The 22,806-nt window shown below is 62.7% G+C and carries 19 protein-coding genes; 8 read left to right on the top strand and 11 right to left on the bottom strand.

Annotation, left to right across the window (positions count from 1 at the left end):
• On the bottom strand, nucleotides 1-3,612 hold the full coding sequence (gene putA / locus NKI72_RS08805; RefSeq protein WP_352850053.1) for a bifunctional proline dehydrogenase/L-glutamate gamma-semialdehyde dehydrogenase PutA: 3,612 nt from the start codon (nucleotides 3,610-3,612) through the stop codon (nucleotides 1-3).
• 162 nt (nucleotides 3,613-3,774) lie between these two features.
• Here putA and NKI72_RS08800 point away from each other — a divergent pair, with 162 nt between their 5' ends.
• A complete protein-coding gene (locus tag NKI72_RS08800) occupies nucleotides 3,775-4,227 on the top strand; it encodes an Lrp/AsnC family transcriptional regulator (RefSeq protein ID WP_023676441.1) in 453 nt (150 codons plus the stop codon).
• Nucleotides 4,228-4,254: 27 nt separating this feature from the next.
• Here the strand turns inward: NKI72_RS08800 and NKI72_RS08795 are convergent, their stop codons facing one another.
• Nucleotides 4,255-5,454: a cytochrome-c peroxidase gene (locus tag NKI72_RS08795; RefSeq protein WP_352816925.1), complete on the bottom strand. Its 1,200-nt coding sequence runs from the start codon at nucleotides 5,452-5,454 to the stop codon at nucleotides 4,255-4,257.
• A gap of 7 nt (nucleotides 5,455-5,461) precedes the next feature.
• Nucleotides 5,462-5,908, bottom strand: a complete 447-nt coding sequence (locus NKI72_RS08790; protein ID WP_352470464.1) for a FixH family protein — start codon at nucleotides 5,906-5,908, stop codon at nucleotides 5,462-5,464.
• Between the two features lie 157 nt (nucleotides 5,909-6,065).
• Here NKI72_RS08790 and NKI72_RS08785 point away from each other — a divergent pair, with 157 nt between their 5' ends.
• Nucleotides 6,066-6,995, top strand: a complete 930-nt coding sequence (locus tag NKI72_RS08785; protein ID WP_352850052.1) for a sugar kinase — start codon at nucleotides 6,066-6,068, stop codon at nucleotides 6,993-6,995.
• Here NKI72_RS08785 and NKI72_RS08780 read toward each other — a convergent pair.
• From NKI72_RS08780 to NKI72_RS08770, 3 genes are all read right to left on the bottom strand, one after another.
• Nucleotides 6,988-7,989: an NADP-dependent oxidoreductase gene (locus NKI72_RS08780; protein ID WP_352685087.1), complete on the bottom strand. Its 1,002-nt coding sequence runs from the start codon at nucleotides 7,987-7,989 to the stop codon at nucleotides 6,988-6,990. The genes NKI72_RS08785 and NKI72_RS08780 overlap by 8 nt on opposite strands.
• Before the next feature lie 5 nt (nucleotides 7,990-7,994).
• Nucleotides 7,995-8,942 (bottom strand): alpha/beta fold hydrolase, encoded by a 948-nt coding sequence (locus NKI72_RS08775; protein WP_352831010.1) that lies wholly within the window; start codon nucleotides 8,940-8,942, stop codon nucleotides 7,995-7,997.
• 86 nt (nucleotides 8,943-9,028) lie between these two features.
• Nucleotides 9,029-9,844 carry an oxidoreductase gene (locus NKI72_RS08770; RefSeq protein ID WP_352831012.1) on the bottom strand — a complete coding sequence of 272 codons (816 nt, stop codon included), beginning with the start codon at nucleotides 9,842-9,844 and terminating at the stop codon, nucleotides 9,029-9,031.
• A gap of 106 nt (nucleotides 9,845-9,950) precedes the next feature.
• On the opposite strand from NKI72_RS08770, the gene NKI72_RS08765 reads away from it, so the two are divergent.
• Nucleotides 9,951-10,535 (top strand): TetR/AcrR family transcriptional regulator, encoded by a 585-nt coding sequence (locus NKI72_RS08765; RefSeq protein WP_352685094.1) that lies wholly within the window; start codon nucleotides 9,951-9,953, stop codon nucleotides 10,533-10,535.
• Between the two features lie 12 nt (nucleotides 10,536-10,547).
• Here the strand turns inward: NKI72_RS08765 and NKI72_RS08760 are convergent, their stop codons facing one another.
• Entirely contained in the window at nucleotides 10,548-11,597 is a 1,050-nt protein-coding gene (locus NKI72_RS08760; protein ID WP_352831014.1) for a LacI family DNA-binding transcriptional regulator, read from the bottom strand.
• Nucleotides 11,598-11,743: 146 nt separating this feature from the next.
• On the opposite strand from NKI72_RS08760, the gene NKI72_RS08755 reads away from it, so the two are divergent.
• From NKI72_RS08755 to NKI72_RS08735, 5 genes are all read left to right on the top strand, one after another.
• Nucleotides 11,744-12,784 carry an ABC transporter substrate-binding protein gene (locus tag NKI72_RS08755; RefSeq protein ID WP_023676450.1) on the top strand — a complete coding sequence of 347 codons (1,041 nt, stop codon included), beginning with the start codon at nucleotides 11,744-11,746 and terminating at the stop codon, nucleotides 12,782-12,784.
• 126 nt (nucleotides 12,785-12,910) lie between these two features.
• On the top strand, nucleotides 12,911-13,948 hold the full coding sequence (locus tag NKI72_RS08750; protein WP_352816939.1) for an ABC transporter ATP-binding protein: 1,038 nt from the start codon (nucleotides 12,911-12,913) through the stop codon (nucleotides 13,946-13,948).
• Nucleotides 13,945-14,832 (top strand): ABC transporter permease, encoded by an 888-nt coding sequence (locus NKI72_RS08745; RefSeq protein WP_352816942.1) that lies wholly within the window; start codon nucleotides 13,945-13,947, stop codon nucleotides 14,830-14,832. Before NKI72_RS08750 ends, NKI72_RS08745 begins: the two co-directional genes overlap by 4 nt.
• Nucleotides 14,825-15,616, top strand: coding sequence for an ABC transporter permease (locus tag NKI72_RS08740; protein WP_352804038.1), 792 nt, complete (start codon nucleotides 14,825-14,827; stop codon nucleotides 15,614-15,616). The genes NKI72_RS08745 and NKI72_RS08740 overlap by 8 nt, the downstream gene beginning before the upstream one ends.
• A gap of 14 nt (nucleotides 15,617-15,630) precedes the next feature.
• The gene (locus tag NKI72_RS08735; protein WP_352500914.1) at nucleotides 15,631-16,551 is read left to right on the top strand and encodes a phosphorylase family protein; all 921 of its coding nucleotides are present in this window, start codon (nucleotides 15,631-15,633) and stop codon (nucleotides 16,549-16,551) included.
• 354 nt (nucleotides 16,552-16,905) lie between these two features.
• Here the strand turns inward: NKI72_RS08735 and NKI72_RS08730 are convergent, their stop codons facing one another.
• The 4 genes from NKI72_RS08730 to NKI72_RS08715 all read right to left on the bottom strand — a co-directional run bounded on the left by NKI72_RS08730 (nucleotide 16,906) and on the right by NKI72_RS08715 (nucleotide 22,751).
• Entirely contained in the window at nucleotides 16,906-18,663 is a 1,758-nt protein-coding gene (locus tag NKI72_RS08730) for an adenylate/guanylate cyclase domain-containing protein (RefSeq protein ID WP_352831016.1), read from the bottom strand.
• Between the two features lie 341 nt (nucleotides 18,664-19,004).
• Complete coding sequence (locus NKI72_RS08725; RefSeq protein WP_352816948.1) at nucleotides 19,005-20,030, bottom strand: aldose epimerase family protein; 1,026 nt, start codon at nucleotides 20,028-20,030, stop codon at nucleotides 19,005-19,007.
• A gap of 80 nt (nucleotides 20,031-20,110) precedes the next feature.
• A complete protein-coding gene (locus tag NKI72_RS08720; RefSeq protein WP_352749015.1) occupies nucleotides 20,111-21,568 on the bottom strand; it encodes an NAD-dependent succinate-semialdehyde dehydrogenase in 1,458 nt (485 codons plus the stop codon).
• A 232-nt stretch (nucleotides 21,569-21,800) separates the two neighbouring features.
• The gene (locus NKI72_RS08715; RefSeq protein ID WP_352685107.1) at nucleotides 21,801-22,751 is read right to left on the bottom strand and encodes an AEC family transporter; all 951 of its coding nucleotides are present in this window, start codon (nucleotides 22,749-22,751) and stop codon (nucleotides 21,801-21,803) included.
• Nucleotides 22,752-22,806: the final 55 nt, after the last annotated feature.

Below are 22,806 nucleotides of genomic sequence, written 5' to 3'. Positions count from 1 at the left end.
CTACGCAGCGGCCAGCAGGCTGGCATTGCCGCCCGCCGCCGTGGTGTCGACGCAGACGGCGCGCTCGTGGGCGTAGGCGGCCGGATAATAGACTTCGCTGATCAGCGGCACGATCGGGCCGGCGCGCTCGGCGATGACCTTGCGCACGATGCGCGCGGCCTCGGGCGTGCCGGAAAAGGCCACGACATCGACCCGCAGCGAGCGCGCTTCGACCGGGCCGGGCCGGCCGTCGATGGCCGCCAGCGGCAGGCCCTTGCCGGTCAGCGCCGACAGCGCTGCCGGCGCGCCGGGTGCGACGGCGAGCACGGCATTGCCGGCGGCCAGCGCCTGGATCGTCTGCGCAAGCAGCGTATCCGCGTCGGGACCGAGGCACAGCACGCGCCCGCGCGGCGACAGCGACAGCGTGTTGGCCTCGCCGGTCGGCCCGGGCAGGTCGACCTGGCCGAAATCGATGGCGGCGGCGGTGCCGATGGCGGCGGCACCCTTGCCGCGCAGATGTTTCCTCAGGATGGCGACACGATCCGGACGCGTCGACCAGCCGCCAAGCGCCGGGTCCGGCAGATTGTCGGCGAGCTCGGTCGCAGTCACCTTGCGGCCTTCGGCAAGATGGGTGCCGGCCTCCGGTCCCTTGCGGAAGCGTCGAAGATAATGTGGGCCGCCGGCCTTCGGCCCGGTGCCGGAAAGGCTCTCGCCGCCGAACGGCTGCGCGCCGACGACGGCGCCGATCTGGTTGCGGTTGACGTAGATGTTGCCGGCATGGATGCCATCGACGAAATGCTGGGCGCGGCCTTCGATGCGGGTGTGCAGGCCGAAGGTCAGGCCATAGCCCTTGCGGTTGATCGCCGCGATCACCGCATCAATCTCGTCGGCATCGAAGGTGGCGACATGCAGCACCGGCCCGAACACCTCGCGCTCCAACTCCTCGATGCCCTTGACCCGAAAGACGTGCGGCGCAACGAAGCGGCCGTCCTTCGGCGCTTCGAGCTTGGCGATCAGCCGGCCCTGCAGGCCCATTTTGGTGCAATAGTCACGGATCGACGCTTGCGCCTCGTCATCGATGACCGGACCGACATCGGTCGATATCCGCCACGGGTCGCCGAGGCTGAGCGCTTCCATCGCGCCTTTCAGCATCTCAAGCATCTTCTTCTCGACGTCCTTCTGCACGTAGAGAATGCGCAATGCCGAGCAGCGCTGGCCGGCACTCTGGAAGGCGGAGGCCAGGATGTCGCGCACCGCCTGTTCGGGCAGCGCAGTGGAATCGACAATCATGGCGTTCAGGCCGCCGGTCTCGGCGATCAGCATGGCGTCGGGCGCGGCGGTGTCGGCGAGCTGCTTTTCGATCAGCTTGGCGACCTCGGTCGAGCCGGTGAAGCAGACGCCGGCAATGCGCGGGTCAGCGGTCAGCGGGCCGCCGACCGAGGGGCCGTCGCCGGGCAGAAGCTGGATGACATCCTCCGGCACGCCGGCCTCGCGCAGCAACTGGACAGCGCGGAAGGCGATCAGCGGCGTCTGTTCGGCCGGCTTGGCGATCACCGAATTACCGGTGACGAGTGCCGCCGCGATCTGCCCGGTGAAGATGGCGAGCGGAAAATTCCACGGCGAGATGCAGGCGATGGCGCCGCGCGCCTCGGTGCCCGCCTCGGCATTGGCGGCCTCAGCCGCATAGTAGCGCAGGAAATCGACCGCCTCGCGCACTTCGGCGACGCCGTCGGCGAGCGATTTGCCGGCCTCGCGGGCGGAGAGTGCAAAGAACTCGACGGCGTTTGCTTCGTAGAGATCGGCCGCCCGGTTGAGGATGGCAGCGCGCTCGGCGACCGGCCGTCTTGCCCATGCCGGTTGTGCCTCGACGGCGATGCGCACGGCGGTCTCGACCTGCTTGGCGCCGGCCTCGCTGACCGTGCCGACCACTTCCGAAGGTTTTGCTGGATTGACGACCGGACGCTGCTTGCCGTAGCCGGCCGCGCGGCTGACCGGCTTGGCGTGCCAGCGCTCCGGCCCGGCGAACTCGGCCCTCGCCTTGTCGATCGCAGCCAGCGTCAGCGTGTCGGTGATATCGAAGCCCTTGGAATTGCGCCGGCCTGGACCGAAGATTGCCGACGGCGGCACGATCGCTGGATTGGCGGCGGGACCTTGTTTCTCCACCGTTTCGAGCGGGTCGCGGGCAATGTCCTCGGGCTCGACTTCCTCGTCGGTGAGCTGGTGGACAAAGGAGGAATTGGCGCCGTTTTCGAGCAGCCGGCGGACCAGATAGGCGAGCAGGTCGGAATGAGCACCGACCGGCGCATAGATGCGGCAGCGCGTGCCTTCGGCCCGCCGCACCGTCTCATGCAGCGCCTCGCCCATGCCATGCAGCCGCTGGAACTCGAACGTATCGCGCTCCGTCGTCATCGACAGAATCGCGGCGACGGTGTGGGCGTTGTGGGTGGCGAATTGCGGATAGATGCGGTCGGTCATCGCCAACAGCTTCTTGGCGCAGGCCAGGTAGGAGACGTCGGTGTTGGCCTTGCGGGTAAAAACCGGATAGCCGTCGAGCCCGAGCGTCTGCGCCCGCTTGATCTCGGTGTCCCAATAGGCACCCTTGACCAGCCGCACCATGATGCTGCGGTCGTATTTCCTCGCCAGCTCGTAGAGCCAGTCGATGACGAAGGCCGCGCGCGGGCCATAGGCCTGCACGACGACGCCAAAACCGTTCCAGCCGGTAAGCTCCGGTTCGGCCAGCACCCGCTCGATGACGTCGAGCGACAAATCGAGGCGGTCGGCTTCCTCGGCGTCGATGTTGAGGCCCATGCGCGAATGGCGCGCCGCCAGCGCCAGCGACAACAGCCGCTCGGCCATGACGGGCAGCATCTTTTCCTTCTGCGTCACTTCATAGCGCGGATGCAGCGCAGACAGTTTTACCGAGATGCCGTGGTTCTGGCGGATGTCGGGGCCGTTGGCGCCGGCATCGAGCGAAGAGATGGCATCGGCATATGCCTTGAGGTAGCGCAGCGCGTCGGCCTCGGTGCGGGCCGCCTCGCCCAGCATGTCGAAAGAATAGAGATAGCCCTTCTGCATCATCGGTCGGCCGCGCCTGACCGCCTCGGCAATGGTACGGCCGAGCACGAACTGCTCGCCCATTTCGCGCATGGCGGCGGCGACGGCCTTGCGGATGACCGGCTCGCCAAGCCGGCGCACCATGGCGCGCAGCGTGCCTTCGATGCCGCCCTCGCCCTCGTCGAGCACGCGGCCGGTCAGCATCAGCGCCCAGGTCGACGCATTGATGAAGATCGAGCTCGAGCCGCCCGCATGCGCCGACCAGTCGTGCGGCGCGATCTTGTCGGCGATAAGGTCGTCCATCGTCTCGGTGTCTGGCACGCGCAGCAGCGCCTCGGCCAGGCACATCAGCGCCACGCCCTCCTTGGTCGACAGGCCATAGGCGGACAGGAACACCTCCATCAGCCGCGGATCGGACGAGCCGCGCACCGCGCGCACCAGATCGGCGGCACGCGCCGAAATCGCCTTGCGGTCTTGCGCGGACAGCCCGGCCGCCTCGGCCAGCCGCTTCACCGCCTGGTCTTCGTCGGGCAAATAATTGGCACGGATCTGCTGGCGGATGGTATCGAGCGCTGGCATGGCGGTCCTGTAGAGCGAGCATAAGGGAGCGGGCCGACGGTCACCGGACCGAACGGCGCAAGCTAACATAAGTAGGGATTGCAGTCGGTCCAAAGAAGTCGACAGAACAGATCGATCGATCTATCATTAGGACTGATCACCTCCAATTCGACCAGGAATTCAGTGACGGAAGACCAATTGGACCGCATCGACAGGAACATCCTGTCGGCTCTGGGCAGCAATGGCCGGCTTTCCATGTCGGAACTGGCGGCGAAAGTCGGCCTGTCGAAGACGCCGGTGCAGGCACGAGTCAAACGGCTGGAGAAGGACGGCTTCATCAGGGGCTACCAGGCGATCATCGACCGTGAGCGCATGGGCGAAGGCCATGTCGCCTTCGTCCAGGTGAAACTGTCCGACACCCGCTCGGCCGCGCTCGACGCCTTCAACCGCGCCGTGCAGGCGGTGCCGGAGATCGAGCAGTGCCACATGATGGCATCGAGCTTCGACTACCTGCTGAAGGTCCGCACCACCGACATCGCCGCCTACCGCCGCGTACTCGGCGAGCGCATCTCCGCCCTGCCGCACGTTGCCCAGACCTCGACGTTTGTCGCGATGGAGACGGTGAAGGATCGGTAGGAGAGCGCTGTTGTTGTCCCGCCACCCTCACTCCGCCAGTGTCTTCAAAAACGCCACCAGCGCCGCGCGTTCGCGGTCCGAAAGCTGCAGCGGGTGGATCTCGGATGTGCCCTCGACGCTTGCCGGTGCCTTCGAATAATGCGCCACCACCTCGTCGAGGGAGGAAAACTGCCCGGCGTGCATGTAGGGCGGCCGGGTGGCGGCACCCCGCAGCGACGGCGTCTTGTAGGCGCGGACGAGTTCCGGCCCGGTCTTGACCATGAAGCGCAACTCGCGGCAGGCGCTGGCATCGCCGTCGCGAAAGGCGCCGAAACAGTTGAACGGATCGGCCTCGACCTGCGCCACCGCGTCGACGCGGCCGCGATCCGGCGGCAGGCCCGCGACCGGCGGCACGCCGGTGTTGTGGAAGCTGCCGTCGGTAAAACGCGGGCCGTTATGGCAGGTCACGCAATTGGCCTTGCCGATGAACAGCTTCAGGCCGAGGATTTCCTCCGGCGAAAAGGCGGCGTCGCCTTTCGGCTCGGCGCCCGCAGCCAGGTCGATGGCGAAGCGGTCGAAGCGTGTCTGCGGCGGCGCGATCGAGCGCTCGAAGGCGGCGATCGCCTTGCCGATGTTGGCAAAGACGCGGTTGACCTCCTCGGCTTGACTGGCGGGCATGGCGTTCCAGGCCGCCTTCTCGGCATCGGTGCCGAGCGGGCCGGCATTGGCCGGCACGCCCGAAAGGTCCGGCAGCGGCCCGAAGATGCGCTCGTAGCGCTCGCCGAAGCGGGCCTTGATGTAATGCGCGAAGGCGGCGCGGTTGCCGGCCTGCTCCAGCGGATTTTCGAGCGGTGTCAGCGCTTGCGCCCACAGGCTGTCGCGCCGCCCGTCCCAGAAGAACCAGGGATCATGCGCGACGCCGGCCAACGGCATGGTACGACGGTTGGTGCGGCCGACGGCGACCGCTTGCGGCAAGTCGTCCTGGAATTGGCGGTCGATCTTGTGGCAGGTCGAGCACGATACCGTGCCGTCGCCGCTCATCCCGGTGTCGAAGAACAGCGTCGAGCCGAGTGCCGCGGCGGCCGGCACATCGGCGAAGCGATTGGTGGTGTCGGGCTTCAGCGGCGGCAGCTTGGATAGTGCCAGCGAGGCGATGGTCTGCTTTTCGGCATCGGAAAACTCCGGTCTGCCGCAGCCGGCAAGCAGGGCCACCACCACCAACGCGAGAAGACTGGGAAACCGGCTCATCAGTGGCTCACAGCACCACATTGAAGACGACAGTGTCCGAACCGGCCGCAGCGGAAATGGCAAAATGCAATTGCCACCACCCGCTCATCGTGAATTTGACGCCGTCGATGCGATAGCGCCCCGCGCCGAGGTAATCGGTCGCCTGCGGGCTGGTCGGCAGACCGTGCTTGTGCTGCGGCATGCCGCCGGAAATCGTTATCGCAGCACCTTCCACCGGCGCACCCTCGACGGTTTTGAGCGTGAGCAGCCAGGATTCCAGTTCGCCCTGCCGGATGACGCCTTTCTCGGGCTCGAAAGTCGCCACGAACAGCTTGTTCGCCGTCGTCTTGGAACGGCCGACGTCCGAACTTGGTTGGGGTGCATGCGGCGCCGTCAGATAGACGATTGCCAGCACGCCGGCGAGCAAGGCAGCCAGGCCGAGGCCTCCAAGAAGATAACGCCATAACGATGCCAAACCCATTCCTGTTCTGCGGATAACGTTTCGCTGGGCAGATCGCGTCCCACGCCCCTGTGGGAAATCGAGCCCAGTGCAAGAATCCGCCGTCGCCAAGCATGGCGCTGCCGGCTGCAAAAAGCTACAGCACCGCAATTGCAGGATGGAGGAGTGCTTCATGGCAGGAAACGGCATCGCCTCGATCGGCGAGTGCATGCTCGAGCTTTCGGGCCAGGCCGGGCCGAACTGGCGCATGGGCTTTGCCGGCGACACGTTCAACACGTTATGGGCGCTGCATGCCTTGAGCGGCGAGCGGCCGGCGACCTATGTGTCGGCCTTCGGCGACGACCCGTTCTCACGCGACCAGATCAAGTTCCTGGCCGAGAACGGCATCGGCATCGGCGCCAGCCCGGTGATAGCGGGCGCGCGCCCCGGCCTCTATGCGATCACGCTGACCGGCGCCGAACGTTCTTTCACCTATTGGCGGGCCGATGCGGCCGCAAGGCAGTTGGCTTCGGACCCAGCCGCATTGCAGAAAAGCCTTGAAAACCAAGCGCTTGTCTATTTTTCCGGTATAACTTTGGCAATCCTCGACGAGGCTCCACGCAAGGTACTGCTGACGGCCGTGGCCAAGGCGCGCGCGGCCGGCTCGCTGATTGCCTTCGACCCCAATTACCGGCCGAGGCTGTGGCGCCAAAGCGAGGAAGCGCAGGCCGCGATCCTCGAGGCGCTCGCCGTCGCCGACATCGCGCTACCGACCTTTCCCGACGAGCAGATGCTGTTTGGTGATACAACACCGCAGAAAACAGCTGAACGGCTGCGAAAGCTGGTCGGCGAAGTCGTCGTCAAGAACGGCGAGGAACCGGCGCTGATCGCGCAAAACGGAACCTCGCAATCGGTGCCGGCGGTACACGTCGCCACCCCGGTCGACACCACCGGCGCCGGCGACTCCTTCAACGGCGCCTACCTCGCCGCCCGCCTTGCCGGCCATGCCCCGGCAAAAGCCGTGCTGCGCGCTCATCGCGTCGCCGCCGCCGTCGTGCAGGTGCGCGGCGCCCTGGCGCCGTTCGAGACGCTCAAGGCTGCGTTCGAGGCACCCGCTATCTGACCTTGATGACGACCTTGCCCTTGGCGCGTCCTGTTTCGACATAGGCCAGGGCGTCATTGGTCGCTTCGAATGGAAAGACCCGATCCACAACCGGGCGGATCGCGCCGGCTTCGATGAGAGCGGTGATTTTGCTCAGCTGATCGCCCTGCGCCCACATGAACAGGAACGAAAACTGCACGCCGCGGCGCTTGGCTTTGGCCCGAATTCCGCGACTCAGGAAGCGCAGCACCAGCCTCAGCATCAAGTTCAGTCCCTTTTCCCTGGCAAATTCGGCATCCGGTGGACCGGAGATGGAGATGAGCTTGCCACCCGGTTTCAGCACCCTCAGGGATTTTTCCAGTGTCTTGGCGTCCTGGCTGTTCAAGACGACATCGTAGCCCGACAGAACTTTCTCGAAGTCGTCTTTCCTGTAGTCGACGACGACATCGGCGCCGAGACTTTTGACCAGATCGGCACTTGCCGCGCTCGCGGTTGTCGCAACGGTCGCGCCGAGGTGCTTGGCCAACTGAATAGCAAATGTCCCGACGCCGCCGGAACCAGCCTGAATGAAGACCTTCTGTCCCTTCTTCAGGTTTGCCCGTTCGATGAGCGTCTGCCAGGCGGTGAGACCGACCAGGGGAATCGACGCCGCCTCTTCCATACTGAGATTCTCGGGCTTCAACGCTACGTCGGCCTCATTCACGGCAATGAATTCGGCGAATGTCCCAATCCGGCCGTCGCGCGGCCGCGCATAGACCTCGTCGCCGGCCTTGAACTTGCTGACTTGCGATCCTACGCGGATAACCTTCCCAGCCACGTCGTGGCCCAGGATGAAGGGCCGGCGGTAGGGCAGGATGAGCTTGAATTCTCCGGTTTTGACCTTGGAATCGAGCAGGTTCACCCCTGCGGCATGGACCTCGACCAAGACATCGCTGTCCTGGAGCTCCGGCTCCGGCATTTCGGCCAGCCGCAGGGCGCCCTTTTTATTATACTTATCGACAACGAATGCCTTCATGGCAGTTACTTTCCAAGAATGTCTGTTGCTGTTCGGGACGAAACAAGCCGAACGTTTTCAGCTGCATGGCCGCCCTGCGGCAAGGCCTCAGCCTCGAGGAAGGACAGCGCCTTCGGGACAAAAGCGGCGTGGTTCTGAAATACCCCGCCATGCCCGGCATCCGGATAGATGACCAGATGCGCCCCCGGGATACGCCCGGCGAGATCGTAGGTATTGCTGCTCGGCACCATCCTGTCCTGGTCGCCATTCGCAACCAAAGTGGGAATGCGGATGGTGCTCAGGTCTTGTGGCGCCTGGAGTCCGTAGGCCTTGATCGCCTTGAGTTGCGCGCCAAACGCGCTCAGCGATATCGCCTTGTCCCGGTTATTCCGGCGCTCCTTCAGCCGTTGCAGAAATGCGTTTGCGGCGCGGCGCCCATTCGGCGTTCTTGTGAAGAAGAGATAGTACTTCGGATCCCGAAAAGTCAGCGCGCCCTTGATCATGTCCACGATCGTCAGCGGCGTCACCTTGTCGATGCCTTGCCCACCGGCCGGCCCCGTGCCAGCCAGGATGAGTTTGCGCACAAGCTTGGGCTCGGTCAGCACAATCTCTTGCGCCACGAAGCCGCCAAGTGAAAAGCCGAAGAGATCGACTTCTTCGAACCCCAGCGCCCGGACAAAGGCGACCGCATCCCGCGCCATGCCGGAAATGGTCGACGGAGTTTTGCCACCCGAAGCACCGATGCCGCGATTGTCGAAGGCAATCACCCGCCGGGTCGCAGCGAGGCCATCGACGATGCGCGGATCAAAATTGTCCAGCTGAGCAGCCAGATGGTTGAGCAGGATCACCGGCACGCCCGCCCTGGGCCCGAGTTCCCTGTAAGCAAAGGCTGTGCCGCCGACGTCGATCGAGAGCGTTGGCACGTCCTGGAACAACGCCGGTGAACGCGGCAACCGATTGGATCTATGTGTCATGCTTGGCGCCTCCGTTTCGTAGGGCCTGGCCAAATGTGTCGTAGTTGCTAGTCGCATGTGCGTGAAATCCTCTGGCTCGCCGTTGTTCAGACCGGCAGTCGGAACTGCTTGCGCAGGCTCTTGTCGAAAATCCCCGCGGGGGCAAAGCGGCGCAGCAGGCTGACCTGGCGCGCTGCGTTGCCAGCGGTACAGCGCCGTCGCGGGCGGGCATCGGTCGCTGCCTTGACAACCACATCCGCCACCACTTCCGGCCGATCGGCTTTGGGCATCACATCGCCCAGCAGCGCCTTGAGCCCGGCTCGAGCCCGATCGTATTCCTTCAACAGCGAATCCGGCTCGATGCCGTTCTGGTCGAAGACGGTGCGGACGAATGCCGGCTCGATGACGGAAACGCGGACGTTGAAGGCGCGCACCTCGTGGTCGAGCGATTCCGAATAGCCTTCGAGCGCGTGCTTGACCGCCGAGTAATGAGCTGAGTATGGCGCGGGTACCAGTCCCAGAATGGAGCCGATATTGATGATGCGCCCTTCGCCGCGCCGCCGCATCGACGGCAACACCGCATTGGTCATTCGCATGACGCCGAACAGATTGACGTCGAACAGGGCTTGTACCTGTGCGACCGAGGATTCCTCGGCGCCTCCTAGCAGACCGACACCGGCATTGTTGACCAGGAGGTCGATCCGGCCGGTCTGCGCGAGCACGTTGGCAACGAGCGCATTGACGGCCGCATCATCGGTCACGTCGCATGCCAGCATGGTCACTCCGCCCGGACCATTACTGGTCTTGCGGCGACTTGTCCCGAAGACAGTGAAACCCGCCCGCGCCAAGGCCTCGGCGCTGGCGCGGCCGATGCCCGAGGAGGCCCCGGTCACGATTGCGGTCTTTTCAGAATTCCCATTCATTTTGATGTTCCAGGTTCGAGAGGTCTAGCTTATTTCCACGAATTGACTTATGATCGTAATATCAGATTATGAGCATAATGCAATAGCAGGACAGGAAAGAAAGACCATGCGCTACGAAAAGGGCCGAAAAGACGCGTCACGCAGCCGGATCATGGAGGTCGCCGCCGAACGTTTTCGATCTGACGGCATCGCGGCGTCCGGGCTGGCAACCATTATGAGCGACGCCGGGCTGACGAACGGCGCCTTCTATCCGCACTTCCAGTCGAAGGCGGAGCTCGTCCGTGAAAGCGTGGCGGCGGCCTTGGACGCGCAGTCGCATGAAGTGCAGGAAGCATTGGCCGCCGGCGGTCCGGAAATGGCCATAGAGACGTATCTATCGGCCGAGCACCGGGACAATCCTGGAAAGGGTTGCGCTTCGGCCGCGTTGTTGCCGGAAATCGCGCGGCAGCCGCCTGAAACGCGAGCCCTCTATGCCAAGCGCGCTCAATCCCTGGTGCGCCAGATAGCTGAAGCTCTGCCGCAGACGAACGATCCCGAGGGCGCTGCGTTGGGCATGTTTGCAACGCTCATCGGCGCGCTTCAACTCGCGCGCGCCGTGGAAGGAACGGAATTATCGGATCGTATCCTGGCGGCGGGAGCAGCTGCCGCAAAGGCGCTGATCCGGCCGGTTCAAGACGAGGCGGCCTCCTGAGGGCAGCCCGGATTATTCGGCCGGCTCGAATCTGCCTTGCACCAAGACTGTCTCCACCGGCCCGAGCGGATTGATGATCCGGCTCTCCAGGACTTCGATAAGTTTGCGTCCAACACCCGCCATATCCACGGAATGAACTCCGATCTTTGCCGGCAGGAAGCGTGCCAGCCGCGTGCTGTCACGGGTGACGATGTGGACGTCGCGGCCTGGTGTGAGACCCCACTTGCCGAGAGCGTGCAACGCTCCCAGAAGGCCCAGTTCGTTGGCGCACGCCAAGCCCGTTGGCGGATCTGATGACGCCAGCAAGCGATCGAACCAGCCTGCGCTCGATTCCATGGTGAACATGCCATGACCGATCAACGATGGGTCGATCGGAATGCCAGCCTCGGCCATTGCCCTTCCATACCCGGAAAGACGCGTGGCACTCGCCTGGTCCTCCGGAACGAGAAGTTGCAGCGCAATACGTCGACAGCCCTTATCCATGAGCCGCCGGGTCGCCTCATAGGCAATCTGTTCATTGTCGACATCGACGTAAGGATACGCGATATCCAGGTCGGTTCTTCCAAACGCGACGAACGGCATGCGTCTATCCAGCAGCAGCTTGACGCGCGGATCAGCCGACACCAGGCGCGTGATGACCAGGCCGTCTGCGCTGTGCGCCTGAAGCTGCCGCTGCACACTCTCAACGGGATCGTCGTCGGGAGTGGTGGAATAGATGGACAGACTATAACCGGCTTGCCGCGCCGCCAGCGTCATGCCTTCGATTAAAGGAAGCTTCAACAGATCGGACAGATGGTCTCGTGTTTCCATCGGGAGTACTGCCGTCAGCGTCTGCGTTCGACCGGTTTTGAGCGCGCGACCATGATGATTTGGTAAATAGCCGACCCGCTTAGCCGCCTCCTTGACGCGGGCTATGGTCGAGGGCTGCACTTCCGGTCCATCTTTCAGAGCGCGGGAAACCGTGGTCACCGAGAGGGAAAGTTCCGCGGCGATCTGCTTTAGATTGGCCATTGTTCGCCCGACTTCATTTGCGAAAGCGCCGGCTGATTTGCTGACCGCCATAACGTTACCGAATTCGACATCCCGGTCAATCGAAACTCCCGTAGGAAGCAGCTTGACTCCAGTGCATTGAGATGCAATCGTAACGTTACGATTACAAAATAATGGCTCTTTTGAGCGATGTTTGATAAAGTTGGGGAGGAGAACCTATGTCCTGGCTACGCATTTCCTTAACAGCATTCGCAATCTCGGCTGCCCTGCCCGTTCATGCGCAGACGGTCACCATCACGACCGCAGGTGGCGATTATGGTAACGCCATGAAGGAGGCCATGTGGGGCCCGGCTGCAAAAGAGCTTGGCTATGACGTCCGCGAGGAGACCCTAAGCGACGGCCTGGCCGCCTTGAAGATGCAGGTCACCTCGGGTGCGGTCACGACCGACGTCATTCACCTGGGCTCACCGGAAGGTGCCCAGGCGGCCGCACAATCGCTGCTGGAGCCACTCGACTACAAGATCATCGATCCGAAATCCGTGCCGGAGGGTGCAAAGTCCGACTACTGCTATCCGTTTGACTCCTATGGCACCGTCATGTCGTGGAACACCAAGACCTATGGCGAGAACCCGCCGAAGACGTGGGCGGAATTCTGGGATGTTGCCAAATTTTCTGGCCGTCGCGCGTTGCGCGCCAATGCGCAAGACTCGATCGAGATCGCGCTGCTCTCCGATGGCGTGGCACCGGCGGACGTCTATTCCGTGCTCAGCACCCCGGAAGGGCTAGAGCGCGCCATCAAGCGGCTTGAAGCGATCAAACCAGATGTCGCCGTGTGGTGGACCTCGGGCGCCCAGTCCGCGCAGTTGCTGAAAGACGGTGAGGCGGATTTGGTCATTACCTGGAACGGACGCGCCCAAACCGTGAAAGCAGATGGCGGCGCGGCTGACTACACGTTCAAGGGTTCGGTCATCGGCACGGACTGTCTTGGGGTGCCGAAGGGAGCGCCGAACAAGGAAGCCGCGATGAAGCTCATCGCAGCGATGACGCAGCCCGCGCGGGTTGCCAAGCTGACCGATTTCATTGCCTACGGCCCAGTCAATCCTGCGGCATATGAGGGTGGCCTTATTCCCGAGGACCGTCTGAAGACCCTTGCGACCGCGCCTGAAAATGCTGGCACTTCGGTGTTTTCCAATTCAGAATGGTGGGTCAAGAATGGCGAGGCTGCCCAAAGAGCCTTCGATGAAATGATGGCTCGCTGACTCTCAGCTCTGACGCATGTCGCGCAAAAATGTGCAGCGCGACAACGACATGCATGAAAACAAGAAACCTAAAGCGCGTCGCGTGAAGCCAGTCGAACGCGACGCGCTTTAAGGCTGGAGCACATGATGAAGTCGCTCGCGATCACCGTCGAAAGCGTGCACAAGGCTTATGGGTCCTACGTCGCACTGGATGATGTTTCGCTCGACATTCAGGCTGGCGAATTCCTCACGCTGCTAGGGCCATCGGGATCGGGCAAGACCACGTTACTCATGGCTCTGGCTGGTTTTGTCCGGCCGGATTCCGGTAAACTTTTCTTGGGCGATCGAGACATCACCCGCCTGCCGCCCAACAAACGAGACATCGGCATAGTATTCCAGAATTACGCCTTGTTTCCCCACATGAATGTCCTGGCGAACGTCGCGTATCCGCTGGTGCTGCGCAAGGTACCGAGAGCGGAGGCACGTCAGCGGGCGCTCGATACCTTGGCCCGGGTGAAGCTGGATGGCCTGGCGGAGCGCAATGTTGCCGCACTATCCGGCGGCCAACGTCAACGGGTGGCGTTGGCGCGGGCTATCGTCTTCGAACCGCGCGTGATGTTGATGGACGAGCCGCTGTCGGCGCTCGACAAGAATCTGCGCGAGACCATGCAGTATGAGATCCGGCGTCTGCATGATCATCTACGGATCACCACGATCTATGTGACGCACGACCAGCGCGAAGCGCTGATTATGTCTGACCGGATTGCGGTGATGAACTCTGGCCGCATCCAGCAGATAGATACGCCGCAGCGGATTTATGATCGTCCATCGACCCGCTTCGTCGCTGAGTTCATGGGCGAGGCTAACATTGTTGCCCCAGGCTCAGCGCGCAGAATCGACGGCGCCGAAGCATCACGCGAAACTCTGATGATCCGCGCCGAAAGCTTCCATCTCGATGCGAAACTCGTCGGCGGAGACGGAGTGGCTCTCGAAGGAATACTGCGCGCCAAAGCGTTCCGCGGCGAGAACTGGCTTTTGACGCTGGCGCTTGACGGCGGGCAAGAGGTTCTTGTCTGCATTCCGGCAGCGCTGGCCGGCGGCTGCGCCGAGCTTGCCGCCGGTCAGCGGATGACCGCATATGCACCAGCAGCGAAGGTTCACGCGATACCGGGAGCGATGGCGTGACCGTCGTCCGGGACCCGGCGCTCGCGGCGGATGCGCGGCGCGAGCGGCGGTTTTTTCTTTCACTTTCGCTCCCGGCGCTGTTCATCGTTGGGTTGGCGGCGATACTGCCCATCCTTTGGATCATCCGGCAGTCCTTCCTGACCACCGGGGGCGAGTACACCGTCGGCAACTACGAGAAGGTCCTTTCGAGCGGACTGACATGGTCGGCCCTCGTCACGACCCTCGAACTGTCCTTGGGTACGCTGGCGGCCTGCATTGTTCTCGGCACCCCTCTGGCGCTGGCTCTGGCCAGCGTCAGACCAAGGCTGGCCAACGTGCTCATGGCGTTCGTCATGCTGCCGCTGTGGACCTCCATTCTGGTGCGTACCTATGGTTGGCTCGTTCTCTTGCGGCGCGACGGCCTGATCAACGCGGCTTTGACCGGTTCAGGCCTGACGGCGGAGCCATTGCCGCTGGTCTACAACTTCACGGGAACGCTCATTGGCATGGTTCACTACATGCTGCCGCTCTTTCTGCTGCCTGTTTATGCTGCGATGCGCGATATCGACCCAAATCTCATTCGCGCGGCAGCGAGCATGGGGGCCACTCTCAGGCAGGTCGTCCGCACAGTCATTATGCCGCTTTCGGCGGGCGGCATCTTCTCGGGTTCGATTATCGTCCTCATCTACGCCATAGGTTTTTTCATCACGCCGGCGGTGCTTGGCGGCGGCAAGGTAAATCCTCTCTCTACCCGGATCGAGCGTACACTATCGACCTTTCAGGACTGGGGGTCGGCGAGCGTCCTGGGCATTCTGCTCCTCGTTCTTATGGCGCTGATCGGTGTGATGTTGCTGGCGGCACGCCGCCTGGTGGCCCAGAACACCGTGGAAGCCTCCCATGCTTGAAGCCTATCCGCAAAACAGGCTCGCCCGCATCTTGCTCTGGAGCTTTGCCGCTCTTGTCATGGCATTTCTGATGCTGCCGACGCTCGTGGTGGTGCCGCTTTCCTTTTCGGCGTCGAATCTCCTCGAGTTTCCGCCGCACGCCTACTCGTTGCGCTGGTACGAGAACTTCTTCGGCTCGGCAACGTGGATGGCCGCGCTCAGAACGAGTTTGATCCTTGGCACATTAACGGCGTTGATCGCGGTGCCATTTGCGCTGCTCGCCTGCATTTCAATGAATCGGCTGGGCGGAAAGACCGCTGCGGCCATCCAGAGCGTCCTGCTGACCCCCTCGATCACCCCAGGAATCCTGCTTGCGATCGGTCTCTTCTTCGTGTTGGCCGCACAACATCTGATCGGAACGCTATTCGGTGTGCTGGTCGGACATGTGGTGCTGGCCGTTCCGGTCGCCTGCATCGTGTTGCTACCCGCTCTCGCTCGCTTTGACTGGAACCAGGTTCAGGCGGCGCGCAGCCTCGGTGCAAACTGGGCCAGGGCCATTGGCGGAATAATCGTTCCGCAACTTCGGATCAGCTTGCTGTCAGCGACATTGATGGCGTTCCTGACTTCGCTCGACGAGTCTGTGATTTCGATCTTCATCGCAAGCGGTCGCAACAGCACGATGCCGAAGCTTATGTTCCTGTCGCTGCGCGATCAGATCGATCCGACCATTGCGGCGATCTCGACATTGTGGACCGTCATCGTCGTGGCCGTGGTCCTGATTGTGACCCTTCGCCAAAAATCCTGACCGAGACTGGAAACATGCCCACCAATCACCACGCGGCCGACGATCTGACGGATCATTCGACGGACATCCCTCAGGTAGGGTTGGCCATCATCACCGGATCGGCAAACTGGGGGCTTGCCTTCCCGGAAGATATCGAATTCGATGGTGTGCGCACCTTGCGGCGCGACATGAGTTTTGAAACACCTTTCGGTCGCACCGACAACTGGAAGCTGCTCGAGTTCGATGCGTCGATCACAGCCGAAGGGAGAGCAAAACGCGCGCTGTGCATGTATTCGCACGGCAATCCCCGCGACCGTATCGACCATTCCTGCCATCGCCGCGCGTTCTGGGTATTGATGCGGGCGGGTGTACGGCAAGTTCTCGCCTGCTCGACCGTAGGCGCCGTCAACAAGGCGATCCAGCCGGGCGACATGGTGGTGACTGCCGATATCATCGAACTGACGCAGACCCCGTTTTCACTGCTTCCTGACCGCCAGAGCTTTGACTGTTCGGGCAAGCAAATCGTGTGTCCAAGATGTGCGGCGGTTCTGGTCGAAACGGCCCGCCGTCATTGGCCAGCCGAATGCCGCGTTTATGGCATCGAACAGCAGTTGGTGGCTGCCCATTGTTATGGGCCGCGGCTGACAACGCCTGCCGAAGCCTTGGCGTATCGGGGCATGGGGGCGGATGTACTCAACCATTCCATCGCCCCTGAGGCGACCTTGTCGCGCGAGATCGGCGCGTGTTTCGTGCCTTGCGCGTTCGTGACGGCGGGCTTCAACGACTACATGGATCGCAATCGCCAGAAATTGCTGCAGGAGGACGTGCTGCCCAGTCTCTCCATGACAGCCTCGCGGGTCGCGCTGGAGACCGCCGCGCGACTTCCCGCTGATCCGGAATGCTCCTGTCACGGCTTGAAGTCGCCTCAGCCGAAAGAACGCTCCAGCCGGTTCTGAGACGACCTTGGTGCGCCGGATAGCTGAAGCTCTGCCACCGACCAACAATCCCGAGGGCGCTGCATTGGGCGTGTTTGCGACGTTCGAAACGTTGAGGGCGGCGTTTGAGGATTAGGGTCAAAACTCAATCAGACTGGCTGCCGCCAATGGCCCAGATGGGCGGAACTTGCCGTTTGAATTAGTCGGCGGGAATCAGCACAGAGCGCCATGAGCGGAAGCTTAGCAGGGGTCACGCCAGCGCCCAGTTAACGCTACGAAGCAGACCTTCAGCCTGTGCCGGAAGCGAGGCCCGGCTTACCAAGTGGCATATCCAGGAAGCGCGTCCCCCTCCTCAGCTAGGCACCGTTTTCGGCTCTACGCTATGCCTGCGCGACGAGCCCCTTCCTTAATCGCAGCGAGGGCCAGAGGATTGGTGACGGGATAGGTTCGGATGAAGTTCTCGACGGTGAACCTTGGAAACTCGACGGCAATCCGCCTGGCGATCGACTGCGCCTGCGCCGACTCTTCGAGCAGCGCGTGGCACAGGGCACGGAACATCAGAGTGACGGGAATATCCGGCGGACTTTGGCACAGCGACGACAGACTGTCGGCATAGCGACCGGCGACGAACCGCGCCCGGGCGAGCTGCGCGTAGTACCAACTCGGAGCCTGCGGATTGAGGCGAAACGCCCGTTCGGCGAGAGCACAGCCTTCTTCCGGATTTCCACACACGAGAGCTCGGCTTGAGGCGAGCATCGACAGCACATCGGCGTCATTGGGTGCCAGGGCCAGCGCCCGGTCGTATTCCTCTGCGGCCCCGCTGATATCGCCGTCAATGGCGCGGAGAGCGCCCATGTAAAGGCGCGTCATCGGATCGGTAGGGTCGAGCGCCAGAGCCTTTTCCACGCATTCTCGCCAGCGCTCGACCGAAGCGGCTGAATCTGGCGTGAAGGCATTGAAGGCATCGACCGCATGTGCCAATCCCAACGTCATCCAGGCCCGCGCGAAGCCGGGGTCGAGTTCCACGGCGCGGGACAGCATGCGTATGGCTTCTGCCCTCGCATCGGTCGTGAATCTGTCGTGCAGTTCCACCCCGAGTAGATAGCAGTCGTAAGCACCCAGGCTCGAGGGAGGCTTCCGCCGAGCCACCTCACGCCCGAGATTGGCGAGCTTGCCGAAAGTGCCTGCCAGGGCGTTGATAACGTTCTGTGTGATGCTGTCCTGCATGAGAAAAAAATCATCGGTCGACTCGTCGAACCGCGCCGACCAAAGGTTGGCTCCGGTCCGGGTGTCGACCAGCTGCACCGCGACGCGGACACGCTGTCCGATCGCCTGGAGGGTGCCTTCCAGCAGGTAATCGGCGTTCAGTTCCCGTCCGACCGAGCGTGTGTCGCTCGCCCGTCCCCGATAGGACTGCATGGTCTGGCGCGAAATGACCGCAAGGTCGGGATAGCGCGCTAGGTCGCCGATCATGTCGGCCGACAGGCCGTCTGCCAGCCGCGTCCAGCCGTCGTCGGCGCTCAGGTTTTCGAACGGCAAAACCGCAATTACCGGCGGCTTACTGTCGTCGCCGGAAGAAAGGCGTGGTTTGGCACCGACGATCTTGCCCGCAGTAGCAGGGTCGATCAAGACGCGGTACACGCGAACCGGTTCGGCGATACTTTTCATTTTCTGCACGCCGAGTGAGGCAAAGCCGATCGGCACCTTTCCCCTCACATGGTCGCAGGCGGTGGCGGAAATCGCGATTCCTCCAGGTTCCGCCAGCCCTTGCAGCCGATCGGCGATGTTCACCGCGTCACCGTGGATGTCGTCACCCTCAACGATAACATCGCCCAGATTGATGCCGATGCGGAAATCAAGCCGCCGTTCTGGCTGCGTGAAAACGTTCACCTCCGCCTTCTGTTGCTGGATTTCGACCGCGCAGCGTAGGGCGTCGACCACACTGTGGAACTCGACCAACATCCCATCTCCCATGGTTTTCACCAGTCGACCATGGTGCGCAGCGATCCTTGGCTTGAATACTTCGTTCAGGTCGGTTCGGAAAAGCGCACGCGTACCCTCGTCGTCGATCTGGCTCAAGCGGCCATAGCCGACGACATCGGCAATCAGGACGGCTGCGAGATGACGTTCCATCCCCCAATCCTTCGCGGATTGTTACCCGCTTTCCAAGCTTACAGCAGGTCGCAGGTTGATGCCATTGCCGCCGCCCCTGAAAGACAGCTTTTCAGGTCTGTGTACTTTGCTGCATGAGAGCCCGAATGTCGGATAAGGGTCAACTTGCGTCGTCAGGGCTCTCGGCGTCAAAGGTCCAAGAGAGTTCGAAGTCGGTCGTTCAGAGTGATTGCGTTTTGACTCCAGTGCGCCGCGCGTCATTGGACGCGCAAAGGACGCTATAACACTTTGAATTTTGCATGACCCTTTCCGAACCGGAGGTCAGCGCAGCAAAACCATGCCGGTTTCCGGGGGGTCCCGCCCTAAGGCAGCCTGAACCGGTATTCGGTCACGTGATGGTAGATCTGCCCGGGCCACAGCGTGGCTTGCGGGAAATACGGCCGGTTCGGCGCATCCGGCCAGATTTGCGGCTCCAGGCAAAAGCCCGAAAACGCCTTGTAATGGCGTCCGCCCAGTCCAGGCGAGGACGGCGCCAGATACTGGCCGGTATAGAGCTGGACGCCCGGCTCGGTCGTCCAGAGCTCCATCTCGACGCCGGAATTCGCGCCTTGCGCCCACGACGCCTGCTTCAGCGGCCCGCGCGTTGAGGCGAGGCAGAAATTCTGGTCATAGGGGAGCTGTTCGCCCTCGGTCTCCATGCGCAGCGGCCGCGCCTGGCGAAAGTCGAAAGGCGTGCCGTCGACCGGCTTTACCGTGCCTGTCGGAATGAGATCCGCGTCGACCGGCAGATAGGCGCCGGCATTCAGCATCAGCCGGTGATCGAGAATGTCGCCGGCGCCGCCGTCATCCAGGTTGAAATAGGAATGCTGGGTGAGGTTGCAGAGCGTCGGCTCCTCGCAGGTGGCGGTCAGTTCGACGCTGAGCGTGCCGGGGATCTTGAGCCGGTAGGTGCAGGTCACGTCGAGCGCGCCGGGAAAGCCCATCGTGCCGTCGGGGTCGTGCAGGGTCAGCGTGACAAAATCCCTGCCATGCAGCGAAACCGCCCAGGCCCGGCGCGAAAAACCTTGCGAACCGCCATGCAGCGTGTGCTTTTCGAGGAAATTGCGCTCGGTCTGATAGCGTTTGCCGGCAAGCGTGAAGCGGCCGTCGCGGATACGGTTGGCATAGCGCCCGACGACGGTGCCGAAGAAGGCGGTGTCCGTCTCATAGTGCTCGAAACGATCATAGCCGAGCACCAGCGGCGCGTCGTGCCCGGCCAGACGCAGATCCTGGATGATCGCACCCAGCCCGATGATGTTGGCGGTGAGGCCGCCTCCACGGATGGTGAAGCGGCGGACGGCCTCGCCCGCCTGCGTCGTGCCGAAAACCTCGCCGTCCTTCATTGCCATGCTCGCAAGTTCATTGATCGATGCCAGCCTGGCCTTTCGAAGCGGCCCAGGATCGTTTTCGGTATTACCGCATCAGGCTTCTAGAGACCAAGTCCGCCGATGCAGACATATTTGGTGTCGAGATAATCCTCGATGCCCTGATGGCCGCCTTCCTTGCCGAGGCCCGATTCCTTGACGCCGCCGAACGGCGCTTCAGGGGTGGTGATGAGCCCTTCATTGACGCCGACCATGCCGTATTTCAGCCCTTCCATGACCCGGAAGGCGCGGCCGAGATCGCCGGTGTAGAAGTAGCAGGCCAGCCCGAACTCGGTGTCGTTGGCGAGTGCCACGGCCTCTTCCTCGGTTTCGAACTTGAATACCGGCGCCACCGGGCCGAAGATTTCTTCCTTCATGAAGCGCATCTTCGGCGTCGCATTGGCGATCACCGTCGGCTGGAAGAACGAGCCGCCGAGCGCGTGGCGCTTGCCGCCGGCGACGACCTTGCCGCCCTTGGCAGTAGCGTCGGCAATCAGCTCCTCGACCTTCTCCACCGCCTTTTCGTCGATCAGCGGTCCCTGCTGGACGCCTTCCTCGAGGCCGGAACCGACCTTCAGCCCGTTGCTCGCAGCAGCCAGCTTTTCGACAAACTGGTCGTAGATGCCGGCCTGCACCAGGAAGCGGTTGGTGCAGACGCAGGTCTGGCCGGAATTGCGGTACTTGGCGGTGATGGCGCCGGCGACGGCCCGCTCGAGATCGGCGTCATCGAAGACGATGAACGGCGCGTTGCCGCCGAGCTCCATCGACACTTTCTTGACCGTCACCGACGACTTCTGGATCAGGATCTTGCCGACCTCCGTCGAGCCGGTGAAGGTGATCTTCTTGACCAGCGGGTTGGCGCAGATCTCGTCGCCGATCTCACCGGCGGCGCCGGTCAGGATATTGATTACGCCTTTAGGGAAGCCGACTTCCTCGGCAAGCGCGCCCCAGGCAAGGCCGGAGTAAGGCGTCTGCGACGCCGGCTTGACCACGGCGGTACAGCCGGCGGCAAGCGCCGGACCGAGCTTGCGGGCCAGCATCGAGGACGGGAAATTCCATGGCGTGATGGCGGCGATGACGCCGACCGGCTCCTTGGTCACCAGGATACGGCGGTCCGCCCAAGGCGACGGCACGACGTCGCCATAGGTGCGGCGGCCTTCTTCGGCGAACCACAATATGTAGGACGCGGCCGAGCCGATCTCGCCCTTCGATTCGAACAGCGACTTGCCCTGCTCGATGGTCAGCAGTTCGGCCAACACGTCCTGATTATCCATCATCGCGTCGTGCAGCTTGCGCAACAGCTTCGAGCGTTCGAGCGCGGTGGTCTTGCGCCATGTCTGGAAGGCCGCGTCGGCGGCTTCGATGGCGCGGCGGGTCTCGGCCTTGCCCGACTTCGGCACCGTGCCGATCTTGAGGCCGGTGGCAGGATTGTTGACGTCGACCGTCTGGCCTGAATCGGCCTGCACCCATTCGCCATTGATGAGATTGGCCTGCCGCATGAAATGGCTGGTTTTCTGAAGCATGATCTCGCCTCCGTTCGGCACCTGGCGGGCCGGTCGCTGATTTCGTGAATGGACGTGCGCGATAGCATCGCTAGAGCCACTGCTCTTAGCCCAGGGCAAGCCCCGCAAGCAATCACAAGATGGCATATAGGGTTTGGGCCAGCCAAAGCGAGAGGCGATGCAGCCGGGTTCTTATCCAAAAACCCGGATTCTTATCCAAAAAACCCGGGTTCTTATCCAAAAACCCGAGTTCTTATCCAAAAACATGGACGACCACTGTCAGCCAAAACGCAGTGGTCACGACCGCACAGGCGGTGGCGATGGTCATCTGGTTCGACGCCAGCGCCTGGCCGGTGTTGAACTGCACCGCGATGAGATAGGAATTGATGCCGGACGGCAACGCCGCAACCATGACCGCCACCTTGGCCGTCAATGGCGGCAGGCCGATCAGCCAGACCAGGCCGAGAACCAGCGCCGGCATCAGGAACAGTTTCAGCGCCGACAGCGCCAGCGCCGGCCTTACATTGCCGGAAATGCCGAAACGGCGCAGGCTGAGCCCCATGGCGAACAGCGCCACCGGAGCGGCGGTGCCGGCCAGCGCGTCGCTCAGCCGCGTCGCAAGCACCGGCAGCGGCGCACCGGTGAAGCGCCACGCCAGCCCGGCCAGTATGCCGATGATCAGCGGATTGATGAATACCCGCCTGAGAAAGCTCCTGACGACGCGGAGCGGATGCACCGGCTCGCTGCCGCCGCGGCCGAACATCTCGAACAGGATGATCGAGGCCATCATCATCACCGGCAGGTGAATGGAGACGAGCAGTGACAGCACTTCGAACCCGGCCGGCCCGAACACGCCGATGATGAAGGGCGCGCCGAGCAGGACAACGTTGGAGTAGGACGATGACACGCCGCCGACGACGCCGGCGCGGGCGTCCCGCCCGAAGATACGCGTAATGACCAGATGGCCGGCAGCCCAGGTAAGCGCCACCGCCGCGAAATAGGCGCCCCACAGCGACCACGGAGCCACGCCGTGGAAATCAGCCTTTACCATGGTCTGGAACAGCAAAAGCGGCATTGCCACGTTGATGGCGAATTCGGATACGCCCTCGCCGCTCGCCGGCTTCAAATAGCTGGTCAACCCGGCAAGATAGCCGAGCCCGACAAGACTGAAAACGAAGAGGACGGTTTCGGTAAGCGGAGACATTTTTCCCGTGATAGGCGAGGCTCGGCGGCGGCGCAATCGCCCTTCCCTCGCGAAT

It is taken from the genome of Mesorhizobium sp. M0437, assembly GCF_040321335.1.
Lineage (GTDB): Bacteria > Pseudomonadota > Alphaproteobacteria > Rhizobiales > Rhizobiaceae > Mesorhizobium.
This window is presented reverse-complemented; position numbering and strand designations above follow the sequence as displayed.